General features: G+C 66.8%; 13 protein-coding genes. 9 read left to right on the top strand and 4 right to left on the bottom strand.

Translation table 11 applies throughout. The features are described from left to right. Positions 1-4: 4 nt before the first annotated feature. The 3 genes from V5734_RS08025 to V5734_RS08015 all read left to right on the top strand — a co-directional run bounded on the left by V5734_RS08025 (position 5) and on the right by V5734_RS08015 (position 4,214). Positions 5-1,306 carry an NAD(P)/FAD-dependent oxidoreductase gene (locus V5734_RS08025; RefSeq protein ID WP_347312983.1) on the top strand — a complete coding sequence of 434 codons (1,302 nt, stop codon included), beginning with the start codon at positions 5-7 and terminating at the stop codon, positions 1,304-1,306. 253 nt (positions 1,307-1,559) lie between these two features. After that, the gene (gene cysK / locus V5734_RS08020) at positions 1,560-2,645 is read left to right on the top strand and encodes a cysteine synthase A (protein WP_347312982.1); all 1,086 of its coding nucleotides are present in this window, start codon (positions 1,560-1,562) and stop codon (positions 2,643-2,645) included. Between the two features lie 66 nt (positions 2,646-2,711). Continuing rightward, positions 2,712-4,214, top strand: coding sequence for a pyridoxal phosphate-dependent decarboxylase family protein (locus tag V5734_RS08015; protein ID WP_347312981.1), 1,503 nt, complete (start codon positions 2,712-2,714; stop codon positions 4,212-4,214). Positions 4,215-4,606: 392 nt separating this feature from the next. Here V5734_RS08015 and V5734_RS08010 read toward each other — a convergent pair whose 3' ends face one another. Then, positions 4,607-5,947, bottom strand: a complete 1,341-nt coding sequence (locus V5734_RS08010) for an NAD(P)/FAD-dependent oxidoreductase (RefSeq protein ID WP_347312980.1) — start codon at positions 5,945-5,947, stop codon at positions 4,607-4,609. Beyond that, on the bottom strand, positions 5,944-7,107 hold the full coding sequence (gene argE, locus V5734_RS08005) for an acetylornithine deacetylase (protein ID WP_347312979.1): 1,164 nt from the start codon (positions 7,105-7,107) through the stop codon (positions 5,944-5,946). The genes V5734_RS08010 and argE overlap by 4 nt, the downstream gene beginning before the upstream one ends. Before the next feature lie 221 nt (positions 7,108-7,328). Between argE and V5734_RS08000 the strand changes: the two genes are divergently transcribed. The 6 genes from V5734_RS08000 (at position 7,329) to V5734_RS07975 (ending at position 14,446) form a co-directional block, all read left to right on the top strand. After that, a complete protein-coding gene (locus V5734_RS08000; RefSeq protein WP_347312978.1) occupies positions 7,329-8,330 on the top strand; it encodes an ABC transporter ATP-binding protein in 1,002 nt (333 codons plus the stop codon). Then, on the top strand, positions 8,323-9,387 hold the full coding sequence (locus V5734_RS07995; protein ID WP_347312977.1) for an ABC transporter ATP-binding protein: 1,065 nt from the start codon (positions 8,323-8,325) through the stop codon (positions 9,385-9,387). Before V5734_RS08000 ends, V5734_RS07995 begins: the two co-directional genes overlap by 8 nt. A 1-nt stretch (position 9,388) precedes the next feature. Next, a complete protein-coding gene (locus tag V5734_RS07990) occupies positions 9,389-11,092 on the top strand; it encodes a peptide ABC transporter substrate-binding protein (protein ID WP_347312976.1) in 1,704 nt (567 codons plus the stop codon). 82 nt (positions 11,093-11,174) lie between these two features. Further along, positions 11,175-12,182: an ABC transporter permease gene (locus V5734_RS07985; protein WP_347312975.1), complete on the top strand. Its 1,008-nt coding sequence runs from the start codon at positions 11,175-11,177 to the stop codon at positions 12,180-12,182. Next, a complete protein-coding gene (locus tag V5734_RS07980; RefSeq protein WP_347312974.1) occupies positions 12,175-13,095 on the top strand; it encodes an ABC transporter permease in 921 nt (306 codons plus the stop codon). Before V5734_RS07985 ends, V5734_RS07980 begins: the two co-directional genes overlap by 8 nt. Positions 13,096-13,378: 283 nt before the next feature. Further along, positions 13,379-14,446: a YeeE/YedE family protein gene (locus V5734_RS07975; RefSeq protein ID WP_347312973.1), complete on the top strand. Its 1,068-nt coding sequence runs from the start codon at positions 13,379-13,381 to the stop codon at positions 14,444-14,446. Here the strand turns inward: V5734_RS07975 and V5734_RS07970 are convergent. Both V5734_RS07970 and V5734_RS07965 read right to left on the bottom strand, forming a co-directional pair. Next, a complete protein-coding gene (locus V5734_RS07970) occupies positions 14,394-15,677 on the bottom strand; it encodes a DUF3422 family protein (RefSeq protein WP_347312972.1) in 1,284 nt (427 codons plus the stop codon). The two genes, V5734_RS07975 and V5734_RS07970, sit on opposite strands and share 53 nt — an antisense overlap. Before the next feature lie 65 nt (positions 15,678-15,742). Beyond that, complete coding sequence (locus V5734_RS07965) at positions 15,743-16,948, bottom strand: MFS transporter (protein ID WP_347312971.1); 1,206 nt, start codon at positions 16,946-16,948, stop codon at positions 15,743-15,745. Positions 16,949-16,987: the final 39 nt, after the last annotated feature.

Genomic DNA, 16,987 nt, shown 5'->3' with positions numbered 1-16,987 from the left:
CCGCATGGACATCCTGACCGCCAATGACAGGTCCGGGGAATATCCCCGGTCCTGGTATGCCGACACCGCCGAAGCGCCCGGCCCCTTCCCCGCGGCCGAGGGCGCGCTATCCTGCGACGTCTGCATCGTCGGCGCCGGTTTCACCGGGCTGTCGGCGGCGCTGCATCTGGCCGCACGCGGCTATGACGTCGTGCTCCTCGACGCCCACCGCGTCGGCTGGGGGGCGTCGGGGCGGAACGGCGGGCAGGTCGGGACCGGCCAGCGGCTCGATCAGGAAGAGCTTGAGAGGATCGTCGGGCAGACCCGCGCCCGCGCGCTCTGGGTTCTCGCGCAGGAGGCGGTGGCGCTGACAAAGGCGCTCGCGGCCGAACACGCGCCCGAGGCGGGTTTCGCCGACGGCATCATCCATGCCTGCCACCGGGAACGCCTCGTGCCCCATTCGCGCACCTATGCCGAGAAGATGGCGCGCGACTACGGCTACGAGCAGATCCGCCCGCTCGACCGGGAAGAGATGCGCCACCTCGTCGGCTCGCCGGCCTATCACGGCGGCGATATCGACATGGGCGGCGGGCATCTGCACCCTTTGCGCTACGCCTTCGGCCTTGCCCGCGCCGGGGCGGCGAAGGGGGTTCGCATCCACGAACATTCGACGGTTCGAAAGATCACCGAGGGCACGCCAGCGGTGGTCGAAACCGACCGCGCGACGATCACCGCGCGGGATCTCGTCCTTGCCTGCAACGGCTATCTCGGCCACCTGAACGGCCGGACGGCGGCCCGCGTGATGCCGATCAACAACTTCATCGTCGCCACCGAACCGATGCGCCCGGAGGCGCGCGACGCGCTCATTCGCGGCAATCACGCGGTGGCGGATTCGAAGTTCGTCATCAACTATTTCCGGTTTTCCGAAGACAACCGCCTCCTCTTCGGCGGCGCCGAAAGCTACGGCTACCGCTTCCCGTCGGACATCGCCGCGCTGGTCCGAAAGCCGATGCTGGAAATCTATCCCCAGCTTGCCGGGACCAGGATCACCCATGCCTGGGGCGGCACGCTCGGCATCACCCTGAACCGGATGCCGCATTTCGAGCGGCTCGCCGGCAACATCCTGACCGCGTCGGGCTATTCCGGCCACGGCGTGGCGCTCGCCACGCTCGGCGGCAAACTCGCGGCCGAGGCCATCGCCGGTCAGGCGGAACGCTTCGACCTCATGGCCGGGGTGCCGACACGCCCCTTCCCCGGCGGTGTCGCCCTGCGCTGGCCGCTCCTGGTTCTGGCGATGGTCTGGTTTTCCCTCCGCGACCGGTTGTGAGGCCGAGAGGCGCGCGTCTCGACGAGACCGGGGAACCGCAACAGTGCCATCCGGACATCCCATCCGATACTTCGGGCCACCGGAGTCGCCCGTGGCGCGATGAACGCTGACCTGGCGGCGAAAAACTCAGGAAATAATCAGCCATTCCTCAAGACGGGAGGACATTCGCGGCGTAGTCTGACCGGGAATTCGTTCCAGTGGCCACGGAACCCTTGTTCCATTTCATCAAACCATCTGACCCTGAGGTACGCCCATGACCGACAAACGCTCCATCCGCACAACCGATGGCCGCAAACGCCAGTATGACAGTGTCCTTGACACCATCGGCGATACGCCGGTGATCCGGGTCAACAACCTCGCCCCCGATGGCGTGCGCATGTACGTCAAGGCGGAGTTCTTCAATCCCGGCGGCTCGGTCAAGGACCGGCTTGCCATCAACATCATCGAGGCGGCGGAGCGGGAAGGCAAGCTGAAGCCCGGACAGACGGTCGTGGAGGCCACCAGCGGCAATACCGGCATCGGCCTCGCCGTGGTCTGCGCGCAAAAGGGCTATCCGCTGGTCGTGACGATGGCCGACAGCTTCTCGATCGAGCGCCGGCGCCTGATGCGGATGCTTGGCGCCAAGGTGGTGCTGACGCCGCGGGCCGAAAAGGGCATCGGCATGTACAAGAAGGCCGTCGAACTCGCCGAGGCCAACGGCTGGTTCCTTGCCCGCCAGTTCGAGACCGACGCCAATGCCGACATCCACGAAACCACCACGGGCCGCGAGATCGTGGCCGATTTCGCGGGCGACCGGCTCGACTATTTCGTCACCGGCTACGGCACCGGCGGCACCCTGACCGGCGTCGCCCGCGTCCTGCGCAAGGAGCGGCCGGAAACCAAGATCGTGGTCACGGAACCCGCGAACGCGGCGCTTCTGAGCAGTGGCGAAAAGCAGGCACGCGATGCCAATGGTGCGCCGGCCGCAAGCCACAAGGCGTGGGAACCGCATCCAATCCAGGGCTGGACGCCCGATTTCATCCCGCTGGTTCTGCAGGACGGTGTCGACCACAACGGCTATGACGAGCTGATCCCGGTCCCCGGCCCGGAGGGCATCGCGTGGGCCCAGAAGCTGGCGAAGAAGGAAGGCATCCTGACCGGCATTTCCGGCGGCTCGACCTTTGCCGTGGCGATGCGGGTGGCCGAGAAGGCGGAACCCGGCACGGTGATCCTCTGCATGTTGCCCGATACCGGGGAGCGCTACATGACCACGCCGCTTTTCGAGGCGATCGAACCGGAGATGGATGCCGAGGAGATCGCTATCTCGCGGTCCACGCCAGGTTACCAGATGCCGGCCTGAGCCGGTTGGGCGGTCGCGCGTCGGCGCGCCCGCCCCGACTACCGCACAGATACGGAGACCGGCGTCATGTCAGTGGAAGCGAAGACCCTCGACCCGGACGATTGGGAAGACATGCGCCGGCTTGCCCACCGGATCGTCGATGACGCCATCGACTATACCCGCGACGTGCGCGACCGGCCGGTCTGGCAGGAAATGCCGGACGACGTGCGCCGGGCCTTCGCCGCCCCCCTGCCACGGCGGGGCCGCGCGCCATCCGAGGTCTACGAGACCTTGAAGACCGGCATGATGCCCTATCCCCTCGGCAACATCCATCCGCGCTTCTGGATGTGGTATATGGGGGCGAGCAACTTCACCGGCGCCCTCGGCGATTTCCTCGCGGCGATCCTCGGGTCGAACCTCGGCGGCGGAAACCACTCGGCCGCGTTGATCGACCGCCAGGTTGTCGATTGGATGAAAGAGATCGTGGGCTATCCCGCCGGGGCCAGCGGCACCCTGGTCAGCGGCGGGTCCGTGGCGAACCTGATCGGGCTGACGGTCGCCCGGAACGTGAAGTCACCCGGCGATGCGCGCGCCGACGGGATATGCGGCGATGGCGGGCGGCTGCGGTTCTACGGTTCCGACCAGTTGCATTCCTGTCACCAGATCGCGCTTGAAAGCCTCGGTCTCGGCCGCGCGGGGTTGCGGAAACTTCCGGCCCGCGACGACGGCACGCTCGACCCCGGCCTTCTGGCCGAAGCGGTTTCGCACGACCGATCCCACGGTCTGCGTCCCGCCTGCGTGATCGCCACCGCCGGCACGGTCAATGCCGGCGCGATTGACGATCTTCGGGCGATCGGGGCGTTTTGTCGGGACGAGGGCCTCTGGTTCCACGTCGACGGCTGCATCGGCGGGCTTCTGGCGCTGTCTCCCCGCCACCGCAGTCTGGTCGACGGGATGTCTGAGGCCGACAGCATCGCGATCGACCCGCACAAATGGTTGCATGCGCCGTTCGAGGTCGGCTGCGCGCTTGTCCGGGACCGCGCGGCGCATCGCGCGACCTTCGAGAAGACGCCGGAATATCTGCAACAGAAGGACCGTGGGATCGCGGCGAGCGAATGGCTCCACGACTACGGCGTTCAGACCTCTCGCGGGTTTCGCGCGCTGAAGGTCTGGATGGCGTTGCAGGAGCATGGCGCCGACACGTTCGGCGCGCTGATCGATCAAGATATCACGCACGCCACTTATCTGGCGGACAGGGTGGAGGCCGTGTCCGATCTGGAGCTGGTCGCCAAGCGGGTAATCAGCATTGTCTGTTTCCGCTTCAATCCCGGCGACCTTGGCGAAGATGCGCTGCGCACCCTCAACACCGAGATCCTGCTCCGCATGCAGGAGGACGGCGTTGCGGCCGTGTCCGATACGGTGATCAACGGGCGCTTCTGCCTGCGCGCCGCGATCAACAACCACCGGACCCGGAAATTGGATATCGACATCCTCGTCGACGCCGTTCTGACCCATGGCCGCGCGCTCGTCGATGAGCTTTCAAACGGTCAGGAGGTTTCGGGAAGCCCGAGCGACGCAAGTGCTTCGTGAAGCGCCTTTCGCACCCCCGCGTCGCGAAGCGGAAAGGCGTCGAAGAACTGGGCGATCGACGCGTCCGGCCGGCGTCCGAAATCGAACGCCCGTCCCAGAGCCGTTCCAGAAGCTCGTCCTTGGTGACGAGCCGGTCCCGGTTTTCGACCGGGTAGCAAAAAAGCGCGACGGTGCGCGGCTCGACGGACACGTCCTCGCCCAAGCGCAGAAGCTGTCCGAACGACTGATCCGGAGTGACGTCGCCGAAACGGAATTTCATCGGGAGAGTTTATGAAACTCGTCCGAAATCACCAATATATTCTCCTTGCAACGTCAGGCTGCACGCAGCCGGACGTCAGTTCGACCACACATATTCCCCCGCTTGGACAAGGGCCCGGGCCTTCCCGGCACAGCTAGAGCGCCGGTCCCGGCGCAACCGCCGACCCGTCCCCGAACCGCGACAAACGAAAGCGCGTGAGGTCGTGGCCGGGCGCGCGCCCCTCGACCAGATCGGCGACGACGCGGCCGATGCCGGGGCCGATGCCGAAGCCGTGGCCCGACATGCCGGTCGCGATGGTCAGGCCGGGAAGTGCGGCCGCATGGTCGATCACCGGGACGATATCGGGCATCGTGTCGATCATCCCGGCCCAGGCCGTCGCGATCTTCGGCCGGCCGAGCGCCGGGAAGGCGGCGGCGAAGCGGTCACGCAGACGTTCGATCATCGCCCGGTTTGGATCGGGGTTCAGGATGCGCAAGCGTTCGAACGGGCTTTCGGCGTCGGCCGCCCAGCGCCGGGGCGTGCCCCAGGCGTCGGGATAGTGCCGTGGCGCGGCCGGAAGGAAGCGGGTGCCCGAGATGTCCTTGCGGATCTGCGGCAGGAAGGCGCGAAGGTGCCGGAACGCGTCCGGGCCGATGAAGAATTCGTGGAAATGGCCGGGGGTGAGCGTGTAACCGCCATCGAACCGGCGCCGGATCGCGAAATGGTTGTCGGCGGCGGCGCCGGAAAAGACCTCGGCCATCGGCACCGTCGCCGTGACGGTCGCCCGCACCGAAAGCTGCGGCATGTCGACCCCATGCGCCCGCGCGAGGAGCGCGGACCACGCGCCCCCGGCCAACACGACCCGGTCGGCCGAGATGCGGCCCAGTTCCGTCACCACCCCGGCGACGCGCCCTGCGGCCATGTCGAGGGCGCGCACCGCGCAGTTCTCGACGATCGTCACCCCTGTCCTCGCCGCCGCCTCGGCAAGACGCGGCACCGCGACCCAGGGCTCCGCCCGCGCGTCCGAGGCGGTCCAGATCCCGCCGACCCAGCCCGCCGCATTGGGCAGGAGGTCCGCGATTTCCACCCGGCCGAGAAGCCGCGTGTCGAGACCATGCGCGCGGGCATGGGCCATCCAGGCCTCGAACTCCGCCATGTCCTTCCGCCCGTTGGCGGCATAGAGGACCCCGGTCTGCCGGAAGCCGAGATCGGCATTCGCCTCGGCTTCCAGCCCTTTCCAGATCGAAAGCGACTCGATCATGATCGGCAGTTCCGCCGGGTCGCGGCCCTGCTGGCGCACCCAGCCCCAGTTGCGGCTCGACTGTTCGCCGGCGATCCGGCCTTTCTCGCAAAGCACGACCCGCACGCCGCGCTTGGCAAGAAACCATGCCGTCATCACGCCGACAACACCGCCGCCGATCACGACCACATCGGCCGCAGCCGGCAACGGACCGGAAAAACGGACCGGGCTCGCTTCAGATATCGGAAATGTCACCGCGCGAGCTCCGCCACCAGTCCTTGCATGAACCGCCATCCCGCCTCGAACTCCGATACCTCGATGAACTCGTCCGCCTGATGCGCCTGGGCGATGTCACCCGGCCCGCAGACCACGGCGGAATAGCCCGCCTTCTGGAAATGTCCGGCCTCGGTGCCGTAACTGACGACATGCGTACCGTTGTCGCCGGTCAGCGCCCGGGCCAGTCGCTCTGCGTTACCATCCGCCTCCGGCACCAGCGGCGGCACGTCGAACTGCCGGATGAGTTCGATCCCGGCCTCCGGCCGGACCGCCTTCATTCCGGCCGCCACCTCGGCAACCATTGCTTCGTAAGCCGTCGCCCAGTCTTCGCCCTCCTCGCCCGGCACGACGCGGAAATCGAGGCCCATGCGGCAGTGCTCGGCCGTGATGTTATGGGCCGTCCCGCCCTCGATCTGGCCGACATGGACGGTCGTCCAGGGCGGGTCGAACATGGTCGCGAGCGGCCCCGGCGGCCTTGCCCGGTTCTCGGCGTTGCGGGCATTCGCCCATCCGATCAGCTTCGCCGCCTCCATGATCGCGTTGACGCCTTCGTGCATCATCGAGGAATGAACGGGGAAGCCCTTCAGCCGCGTGCCGAAGCCGATCCCGCCCTTGTGGCCGGTGACGACCCGCATCCGCGACGGCTCGCCCACGATCACCGCCGCCGCCTTCGGCGCCGTCGCGGCCATTTCCCCGACCATCGGGATGCAGCCGGCGCAGCCGATCTCCTCGTCGATGGAGAGCGCGATCTGCAAGGGCCGCTTCACCCCCGCCGCGAGTGCGAGCGGCACCGCGGCGAGCGCCAGCGCGTCGAACCCCTTCATGTCGCAGGTGCCCCGCCCGTAGAGCCGGCCGTTGCGCTCCGTCACCGTCCAGGGATCGCTCGACCAGTCCTGCCCGTCGACCGGCACCACGTCGGTATGGCCCGATAGGATCACGCCCCCCGCCACGTCCGGCCCGACGGAGGCCCAGAGATTCGCTTTCGTCCGATCGGCGTTGTAGACCCGGTGCGCGGCGACGCCATGACCGGCAAGGTAATCCTCCACCCAGTCGACAAGCGCCAGGTTGCTGTCCCGGCTCACCGTCGGAAAGGCGACGAGCCGATCCAGAATCCGCCTTGCCTCAGAAATCGTGCCCATGCCCATCCTCATTGCAGCGCTTCGCGACCCTGACCGCGCGGCCCAGCCGGGTCAAGAGGCGGCGATATGCCGGATCCTGTCGGCGATCTGCCGGAAATAACCTGCCGGAACGCGGCAGAATTCGGTGTTGCCGGATGCCTGAAAATGGCTAACACTCGGGCACGGACAACCGGCACAAGACCGGCAAAACAAAACGATAATAATCCGACTGGGAGCGATCTATGCCCGATGGGGCCATGCCCGTCCTTGACGTCAAGGGCCTGAAGACGGTTTTCAGGACTCGCGGCGGCGAGGTTCACGCCGTCAATTCCGTCAGCTTCGACCTGAAACCCGGTGAGCTTCTCGGCGTTGTCGGCGAAAGCGGCTCGGGCAAGTCGGTGACGATGATGTCGCTGATCGGCCTTCTGCCCTCGCCCCCGGCGGATGTGCGCGAAGGCCAGGTGCTCTTCGGCGGCGAGGACCTCCTGAAATGTTCGCAGGAACATCTGCGCGAGGTGCGCGGCGCCGATATCGGGTTCATCTTCCAGGATCCGATGACCTCGCTCAATCCGGTCTTCACGGTCGGCTACCAGATCATGGAGCCGCTGCGCAAACACATGGGGCTCGACAAGGCGGCAGCGCGCAACCGCGCGAAGGAGCTTCTGGAACTCGTGGGAATCCCCGATGCCGGACGCCGGCTTGGCGACTACCCGCACCAGTTTTCGGGGGGCATGCGCCAGCGGGTGATGATCGCCATCGCGCTCGCCTGCGATCCCAAGGTGCTGATCGCGGACGAACCGACGACGGCGCTCGACGTGACCATCCAGGCGCAGATCCTCGAACTGGTGCGCGACCTTCGGCACAAGCTCGGCATGGCGATCGTCTGGATTACCCATGACCTCGGCGTCATCGCCGGGATCGCCGACCGGGTGATCGTGATGTATGGCGGCCAGATCGTCGAACAGGCCCCGTCGAAAGAACTCTTCCACAATCCGCGCCACCCCTATACCCGCGCCCTTCTCAAGACGATCCCGTCGGTGCGCGGCGCGCGCGCCGAGAAGTTGAACGTCATCGAGGGCCAGCCGCCGATCCTGACGGCGGCGCCGACGGCTTGCGCCTTCCGACGGCGCTGCCCGCACGCCTTTGACCGGTGCGAGCGTGAAAACCCGCTCCGTCGCCCGGTCGGGCCCGGCCATGACGCGGCCTGCTTCTGGGATCCCGCGACCGGAGGCGCCGATGCTTGACAGCCCCCCGAAGACCGGCCGCAAGAAGCTCGTCGAAATCGCGGGCCTCAAGATGTATTTCCCGATCACGGCCGGGATCTTCCGAACCAGGGTCGGCGACGTGAAGGCGGTCGATAACGTCTCGTTCGACATCTACGAGGGCGAAACGCTTGGCCTTGTCGGCGAATCCGGCTGCGGCAAGTCGACCTGTGGCCGGGTGATCCTCAGGCTCTACGATCCGACCGCCGGCTCGATCCGCATCGACGGGCGCGAGATCGGCGCCTCGCCGCAGTCCGAACTGCGCACCCTGCGCCCGACCATGCAGATGGTCTTTCAGGACCCGCAGGCGAGCCTCAATCCCCGCATGACCGTCGCCGCGATCATCGGCGAGCCGCTCGAAGAGCACACGAAGATGTCGAAGCGCGAAAAGCTCGACCGGATCTACGAGCTGATGGACCAGGTCGGGCTCAACCGCAATTTCGCCAACCGCTACCCGCACGAATTCTCGGGCGGCCAGCGCCAGCGGATCGGCATCGCCCGGGCGCTCGCGCTCAATCCGAAATTCATCGTCTGCGACGAGCCGATCGCGGCCCTCGACGTGTCCATTCAGGCGCAGGTCGTGAACCTTCTCGAAGAGTTGCAGGACCGGCTCGGCCTCACCTATCTCTTCATCAGCCACGACCTTTCGATGGTGCGTCACATCGCCGACCGGGTCGCGGTCATGTATCTTGGGCAGATCGCGGAACTCGCGCCCCGCGACGAGCTTTATTCAAACCCGCTTCACCCCTACACGCAGGCGCTTCTCTCCGCCGTGCCGGAACCCGATCCGGACGTGGAGACGGAGCGCCGCCGGATCATCCTGACGGGCGACGTGCCCTCGCCCGCGAACCCGCCGGCGGGCTGCAATTTCTGCACGCGCTGCCCCAGGGTCATGGAGATCTGCAAGACCGTGGAACCCGCCTTCCGCGAAGTGGAGCCGGGCCGTTACACGGCCTGTCACCTCTACGCCGACACCAAGACGACCGCCGGAACAACGGCGGCATCCGAGGCATCACCGAGCACCCAACAAGGAGTCTAAAATGAAGATGAGAACAGCCCTATTGGGCGCTGCCGCGTCGTTCGCGCTGGCCCCAGCGGCCTTCGCCGAACGCGGCGCGGACGGCCACGTCAACATCATCTACTGGCAGGCGCCCTCGATCCTGAACCCGTATCTGTCGTCGGGCACCAAGGACATCGAGAGCTCCAGCCTCGTGATCGAACCGCTCGCGCGCTTCGACCAGGACGGCAACATGGTGCCCTGGCTGGTCGAGGAGATCCCGACCGTCGAAAACGGCGGCGTTTCGGAAGACCTCAAGACGATCACCTGGAAGATCAAGCCGGGCCTCATCTGGTCCGACGGCTCGCCCCTGACCTCGGCCGACGTGGTCTTCACCGGCGAATACTGCATGCATCCCGAAGGCGGCTGCGCGCAGCTGGCGAAGTTCGAGGGCGTCGACAAGATCGAGGCACTGGACGACCTGACGGTGAAGATCACCTTCAAGGATACCAAGCCCTACCCCTACCTGCCCTTCGTGACGGCGGAATCGCCGGTCCTGCAGAAGGCGCAGTTCGCCGACTGCCTCGGCGCCAAGGCGCCCGAATGCACCAGCGCCAACTTCATGCCGATCGGCACCGGCGCGTTCAAGGTGGACGAGTTCAAGCCGAACGACGTGATCACGCTCTCGGCCAACCCGAACTACCGCGATCCGGCGAAGCCGGCCTTCGCGACCGTCACCTTCAAGGGCGGCGGCGATGCGGCGGCGGCGGGCCGCGCTGTGCTTGAGACCGGCGAATTCGATTACGCCTGGAACCTTCAGCTGGCGCCGGACGTGTTGGCCGGCATGGCGGCCGCCGGCAAGGGCGAGGCGATGTCGGCCTTCGGCACGCTCGTCGAGCGGATCGAGATGAACTGGACCGACCCTTCGCCCGATCTGCCGGAAGGCGAACGTGCGACCGCGGCGCATCCGCATCCGTTCCTCAGCGATGTGCGCGTCCGCAAGGCGCTCAGCATGGCCATCGACCGCGACCTCCTGGTCGAGGTCGGCTATGGCCAGGCCGGCCGTCCGACCTGCAACCTCGTCCCGGCGCCGGCGCTCTACGCCTCCGACAACACCGACTGCCTCAAGCAGGACATCGAGGGCGCGAAGGCGCTTCTGGAAGAGGCCGGCTACACGCCCGGCCCGGACGGTGTGCGCGTCAACGCCGACGGCGTGCGCCTGAAGGTGCTCTACCAGACCTCAACCAACGCCGTGCGTCAGGACTTCCAGGCGCTCATCAAGCAGTGGTGGTCGGAAATCGGCGTCGAGACCGAGCTGAAGAACATCGACGGTTCGGTCTATTTCGGTGGCGATCCCGGCTCGCCGGACACGTTCCAGAAGTTCTACGCGGATGTCGAGATGTACGCGAACAACTTCTCGGGCGCGGACCCGGAAAGCTATCTGGCCGAGCATACCTGCGACAAGGCGCCGACGCCCGACAAGCAGTGGCAGGGCGAGAACATCAACCGCTACTGCGATCCGGAATACGATGCGCTGGTGGCGGAACTCGGCAAGACCGGCGACCTCGAAAAGCGCGGCGAGATCGCCAAGAGGCTGAACGACATGCTGACCAAGGACAGCTACACGATCGTGGCGCTTGTCGATCGCGGCCGGGTTTCGGCGCGCTCGAACACGCTCGGCGGTGTGCAGTTGAACACCTGGGACAGCGAACTGTGGAACGCGGCCGACTGGTACCGCATGAAGTGATCCGTCTCTGACGGATAGCCCCGCCGCCCCGGCCTTGCGCCGGGGCGGCGATTTCCAGAAAGACCGATGAACCGAGGCGCCGATGCTCACCTATACCCTCAGACGGCTGCTGATCGCGATCCCGACGCTTCTGTTCATCAGTCTCGTCATCTTCATGCTTCTCGAACTCGCCCCCGGCGATCCGCTTTCGGATCAACCGCTGACCATTCCTCCGGAAGTCCGCGAGAAGATGCGGATCGCTCTCGGGCTGGATCAGCCGGGATGGGTCCGATACCTGCTTTGGCTCAAGCAGTTCTTCTGGACCGAGCCGCTCTACATGCTCGACAGCTGGTTCGGCACCTCGATGAGCGAGGGGGCCAGCAGGATTACCTCGTGGCAATTCCGCTCACCGGCCATGGATGTGATCTGGCAACGGATGCCGCAGACCCTGTGGGTCGTCGGCCTCGCCTATCTCGTCGGGGTGATCATCGCGATCCCGATCGGCATCATCTCGGCTTACCGGCAATATTCCTGGTTCGATCAGATCGGCACGTTCGTCTCGATGATCGGCTTCTCGGTGCCCACGTTCTTCACCGGCGTCGTGCTGATCATCGTCTTCGCGGTGAAGCTCCAGTGGTTCCCGTCGATCTACGACACCACGCTGAAGGTCACCGATGCCGCGAGCTTCTGGAAGCAGGTCAAGCAGATGATCATGCCGGTGACCGTGCTCGCGCTTTTCAACGCGAGCCAGATCAGCCGCTTCATGCGCGCCTCGATGCTCGACAATCTCGGGCAGGACTATGTCCGGACCGCGCGCGCCAAGGGGATGAGCGAGAAGGTCGTGGTGCTGAAGCACGTCCTGCGCAATTCGCTGATCCCGGTCATCACCGTCATCGCCCTCGGCATCCCGACAATCTTCGGTGGCGCGATCATCACCGAGCAGGTCTTCAAGGTGAACGGGCTCGGTCAACTGCTGATCACCGCGATCTATGCCAACGACCTGCCGATGGTTCAGACGCTCACCTTCATCTTCGCCGCGCTGACAGTGCTGTTCAACCTGATCGCCGATATCCTTTACGGCGTTCTCGACCCGAGGATCCGCTATGACTGATCTTTCCGCGCAAAAGGTCGATCAGGCGCTGAAGCCGCCCCGCAGCCAGTGGTGGGACGTCTGGGACCAGTTCAAGACCCACAAGGGCGCCCTGTTCGGACTGATCATCTTCGCGGCGATCCTCCTGGCTGTCACGATCGGCCCGTGGATCTGGTCGATCGACCCGACCTTTGTCGACATCCGCGCCCGCAACCAGGGGCCGAGCGGCGCCCATCCCTTCGGCACAGACCAGTTGGGCCGCGATCTTCTCGCGCGGCTGATGGCGGGCGGCAAGGTCTCCATCGCGGTCGGCATGACGGCGATGCTGCTGTCGCTCTTCCTCGGCACGCTGATCGGCGTCGTCGCGGGCTTCTTCAAGCGGGCCGAGGGGCTGTTGATGGGGTTGACCGACCTTTTTCTGTCGCTGCCGCTCCTGCCGCTTCTCCTCTTGATGGTGACGCTCTTCCGCGAGCCCCTGTCGCAGCGTTTCGGACCCGAGACCGGGATCTTCTTCCTGATCGTCTTCGCCATCGGCGTGACGAGCTGGATGCAGGCGGCGCGGATCGTGCGCGGCGAGGTGCTGGCGCTGAAGGAGCGCGAATACGTGCTCGCCGCCCGCTCGATCGGCACGCCGTCGCGGCGGATGGTGCTGCGCCACATCCTGCCCAACGTGATGAGCCCGATCATGGTCTCGGCCACGCTCGGCATCGCCAATGCGATCATCACGGAATCGGCGCTGTCGTTCCTCGGCCTCGGCTTTCCGCCCGACTTCCCGACCTGGGGGCGGATCCTCTTCGACGCCGTGGACCAGATGCAGCTCTACCCGATCCGGGTAATCCTACCGGGGGTGGCGATCTCGCTCACCGTCCTGTCGGTCAACTATATCGGCGACGGGCTTCGCGACGCGCTCGATCCGCGGATTCGCGGGCGCTGAGGAGTTCGGGTTTCGGCCGCTGCGCGGCCGACCCGCCGGGGGCGCTGCCCCCGGACCCCCGGTGTATTTCCGAACAGAAGAAATAAGGACGCTGTCTTTCGCTTTGGGGCGCGGCGAGGCCGACGGACCGGTGCGGTGCGCCGCTGCCGGCGGGACGTTCCGGCGCGGGCCTTTGAACGGAACATGGTTCTCCCCTTGTCGCTGCATCAGGTATCGTGGTCCATTTCGCGTGACGCAAAGCGGCGCTATCTGGAAACAAATTCCGATATGCGGAGATGTCCAGATGTTCGAGAGCTTCGGTTTCGAAACCCTCACCCCCGCCGTCGCGTCGGTGATCTTCGGCCTCCTCCTCGGCAGCGCTTTCGGCGCGCTGGCGGAGGTCACGCGGTTCTGCCTGCGGCGCGGACTGGTTGGCGATCCGCGCGAGCGGCGGTCGGCGCTTGGCGTCTGGCTCATGGCGCTCGCCGTCGCGGTCCTCGGCACCCAAGCCGCTGTCGCGGCGGGCTGGATCGGATTTGACGGGCACCGGTTCATGGAAGCCGATCTGCCGGTGCTGGCGATCCTGATCGGCGGTCTCCTGTTCGGCGCCGGCATGGTGCTGACGCGCGGCTGCGCCTCGCGGCTGACGGTGCTGGCGGCCTCGGGCAACCTCCGCGCCGCGACGGTCCTCGTCGTCTTCGCCATTGCCGCCCATGCGACGCTGAAGGGCATTCTGGCGCCTGTCCGGACCGCGCTCGGCGGCTACACGCTTCCGGTGGGCGATGCGATCTCGCTGGCCGCCCTGCCCGGCGGCGCGCTCCTCTGGTCGCTGGTGATCGCGGGGCTGGCAGCCGCCTATGCCCTGCGGTCCGGTACCCGGCCTGCGCTTCTGGCCGGGGCCATTCTCATCGGTACGCTGGTCCCGCTTGGCTGGGTCGGCACCGGCTTCGTCCTTTATGACGAGTTCGACCCGATCGCTTTCGAAAGCCTCTCTTTCACCTCGCCCGCCGCCGAAACCCTGTTCTGGACCGTCGCGTCGAGCGCGATCCCGGCAGGGTTCGGCACCGGCCTGATCGGCGGGGTGCTGGCAGGGGCCGCCGCGCTTTCGCTCCTGTCTGGCCGCTTCCGCTGGCAAAGCTTCGTTAGCCCGCGCGAGACGTTGCGCTACATGGCCGGGGGCGCGTTGATGGGTATCGGTGGCGTGCTGGCCGGCGGCTGCACGGTCGGGGTTGGCCTCGCCGGTGTGCCGACGCTGTCGCTGGCCGCGATCCTCGGGCTTCTGGCCATCGTCGCCGGCGCCCGGGCCGCCGACCGCCTGGTCAGTGCATCGCCTTCCGGATCCGTCGCACCATCAGCCACACACCCAGCATGACGACAGGCACCAGCACGGCCGTCAGCGCGCTTTTCGGCCAGTGCGACGCCTCGGCGAGGGGCAGGAGGAGATAGGTGGCGAGGCTCACGGCGTAGTAGCTGATCGCCACCACCGACAGCCCCTCGACCGTGTGCTGAAGACGCAGCGCCAGATCGGCACGCCGGTCCATGCTTTCGAGAAGCTTCTGGTTCTGGGCTGAACGTTCGACATCGACGCGGGTGCGCAGGAGTTCCCCCGCCCGCTCGGCCCTGCCGGCCATCTGTTCGAGACGGCGTTCCGCCGATTTCACCGTTCGCATCGCCGGATCGTAGCGCCGCATCATGAACTCGCCGAAAGTCTGGCGACCGTTGAAGCGCGTCTCGCGCAGGACCTCGACGCGCTGGTTGACGATGGCCTCGTAGGCCCCCGTCGCGCCGAACCGGAACGTGTGACGGACCGACAGCGCCTCAAGCTCGGCCGCGATTTCCAGAAGCTCGTGCAGCGTTCCTTCCGCGCGCCGCCCCTTGTCGGACATCGCCGCGACCAGTGCCGAGAGCGCGGGGTCGAACGCATTGAGACGTGCGTTCAGTTCCCGCGCGCGGCCAAGGCCCAGCATCGACATCGCCCGGTAGGTCTCGATCTCGCAGAGGCGCTGGACGATGCGGCCGACGCGGCGCGCGCCGGTGCCGGGACGGACGAAGATCGCGAAGCGCATCTGGCCGGCCGGGTCGATCTTGAAATCGCCCGCGATGATCGCCGCCTCGTCGATGACCCAGGAGGTGGCAAGGCTTTCGGCGACGAACCAGTCCTCGATCTTGGCGGTGACCTCCGAGAGGTCCTCGGGCATCGTCTCGACCCGGACGAGGCAACCGGCGATGCGCTTGCCGGGCGCCTGGGCCGTCCAGTCGGCGGGAAAGATATCGGCCTCGGCGGGGTTGAAGGCGCGTTCGCCGACGCCCTTGCAGAAGGCCGAATAGGTCACGAATTCGGTATGGCTTTCCCACTTCAGGTCGCAGCGTCCGATCCGGGCGCCGTGATGGGTCGCATCCTCGGGCGGATGGGCGGCGCCGTGGCGGTCGAGAAGCGCCAAAAGATGCGCCCGGTCGGCATCGCGGTCGCGGTTATGCGCGTCCAACGGCTGCTTGACCGCGAAATAGACGGCGTGGCACGGCACGTCGAGCGACGGGAATGGCCGCGCGTGCAGTTCGTTGACAAGCGGATAGCGCAGCGGATGGTCTTCGATGGGAGTCATGTGCGGGATGGTTCCGGGTCGCGGTCGTGGCGAACCGTAGCCGAGCATCGGTCGAAAATAAACAGCTATTCTAACTGCTTAGTTGCATGCGAGTGTATGCCATCGGGCTTTCCCACCCCCCGCCGCAGGACCAGGAGCAGGGCGAGGAGCGCGGCCGCGGCCCCGAAGCCGAACGTGGCCGGAGCCCCGGCAAGGGCCCAGAGCGCGCCCGCAACCGTATTGGCCAGAAGCAGCGCGAGCCCGCCGACGAGGTTGAAGACGCCGAAGCCGGTTCCACGGAAGGCCGCCGGCGTCGCATCTGCCACGGCCGCAGAGAGCAATCCCTGGCTCAGCCCCATGTGAAGCCCCCAGAGCGCCACCCCCGCCAGAGCCGGCCCCACCCCGGTGGAGAGTGCCAGGACGCCATGCGACAGCGCCAGAACCACGAGAGACAGGAGCAGGAGGCTGCGCCGCCCGTTCCGGTCCGACAGGATGCCCACCGGCCAGGCGGTCGCCGCGTAGACGACGTTCATCACCACCAGGACGACAGGCGCGAAGGCGACGGCAAGACCCACCGCGTTAACCTGAAGGATCAGGAACGCCTCGGAGATGCGGGCAAAGCTCATGATCGCGCCGAGCGCCGTGACCGTCCAGAAAGCCGGACCCAGCGCCGCGAGGCTCGCCCGATCGAAGCGCGGGCGGGCGTTCGGTTTCTCGCGGGGCAACGGCTCCTTGACGGCCTTGGCGAGGATCAGGACGGAGATGGCGGCGGGAAGGATCGCCACGGCGAAAACCAGCCGGAAGTCGCCCCCGGAAGCGGCCATCAGCGCGATGGCGATCAGCGGCCCCGCAAAGGCGCCGACCGTATCGAGGGTCTGGCGCAGCCCGTAGGCCGCGCCGCGCCGTTCGGGCGGCACCAGATCGGCCACCAGCGCATCGCGCGGTGCGCCCCGGATCCCCTTGCCCAGCCGGTCCACCGCCCGCGCGGCGAGGACGACGCCCGCGCTTCCCGCCAGCGCGAAGAACGGTTTGGTCAGGGCCGCCAGCCCGTAGCCCAAAAGCGCCAGCGGTTTCCGCCGCCCGATCCGGTCCGACAGCGCCCCGGAAAAGACCTTGGTGACCTGCGCCACCGCCTCCGACACGCCCTCGATCATGCCGAGCACCAGCGCCGAGGCGCCGAGCGTGCCGGTCAGGAAAAGCGGCAGCAGCCCGTGGATCATCTCTGACGAGACGTCCATGAAGAGGCTGACAAAGCCCAGCGCCAAGACGCTTTTCGGCAATCTGCCCGCCATGTTCCCCGCCTCGTTTCTGATCGACCGTGCCCGCCCGGC

The sequence above is a fragment of the Defluviimonas sp. SAOS-178_SWC genome, from assembly GCF_039830135.1.
GTDB lineage: Bacteria > Pseudomonadota > Alphaproteobacteria > Rhodobacterales > Rhodobacteraceae > Albidovulum.
This window is presented reverse-complemented; position numbering and strand designations above follow the sequence as displayed.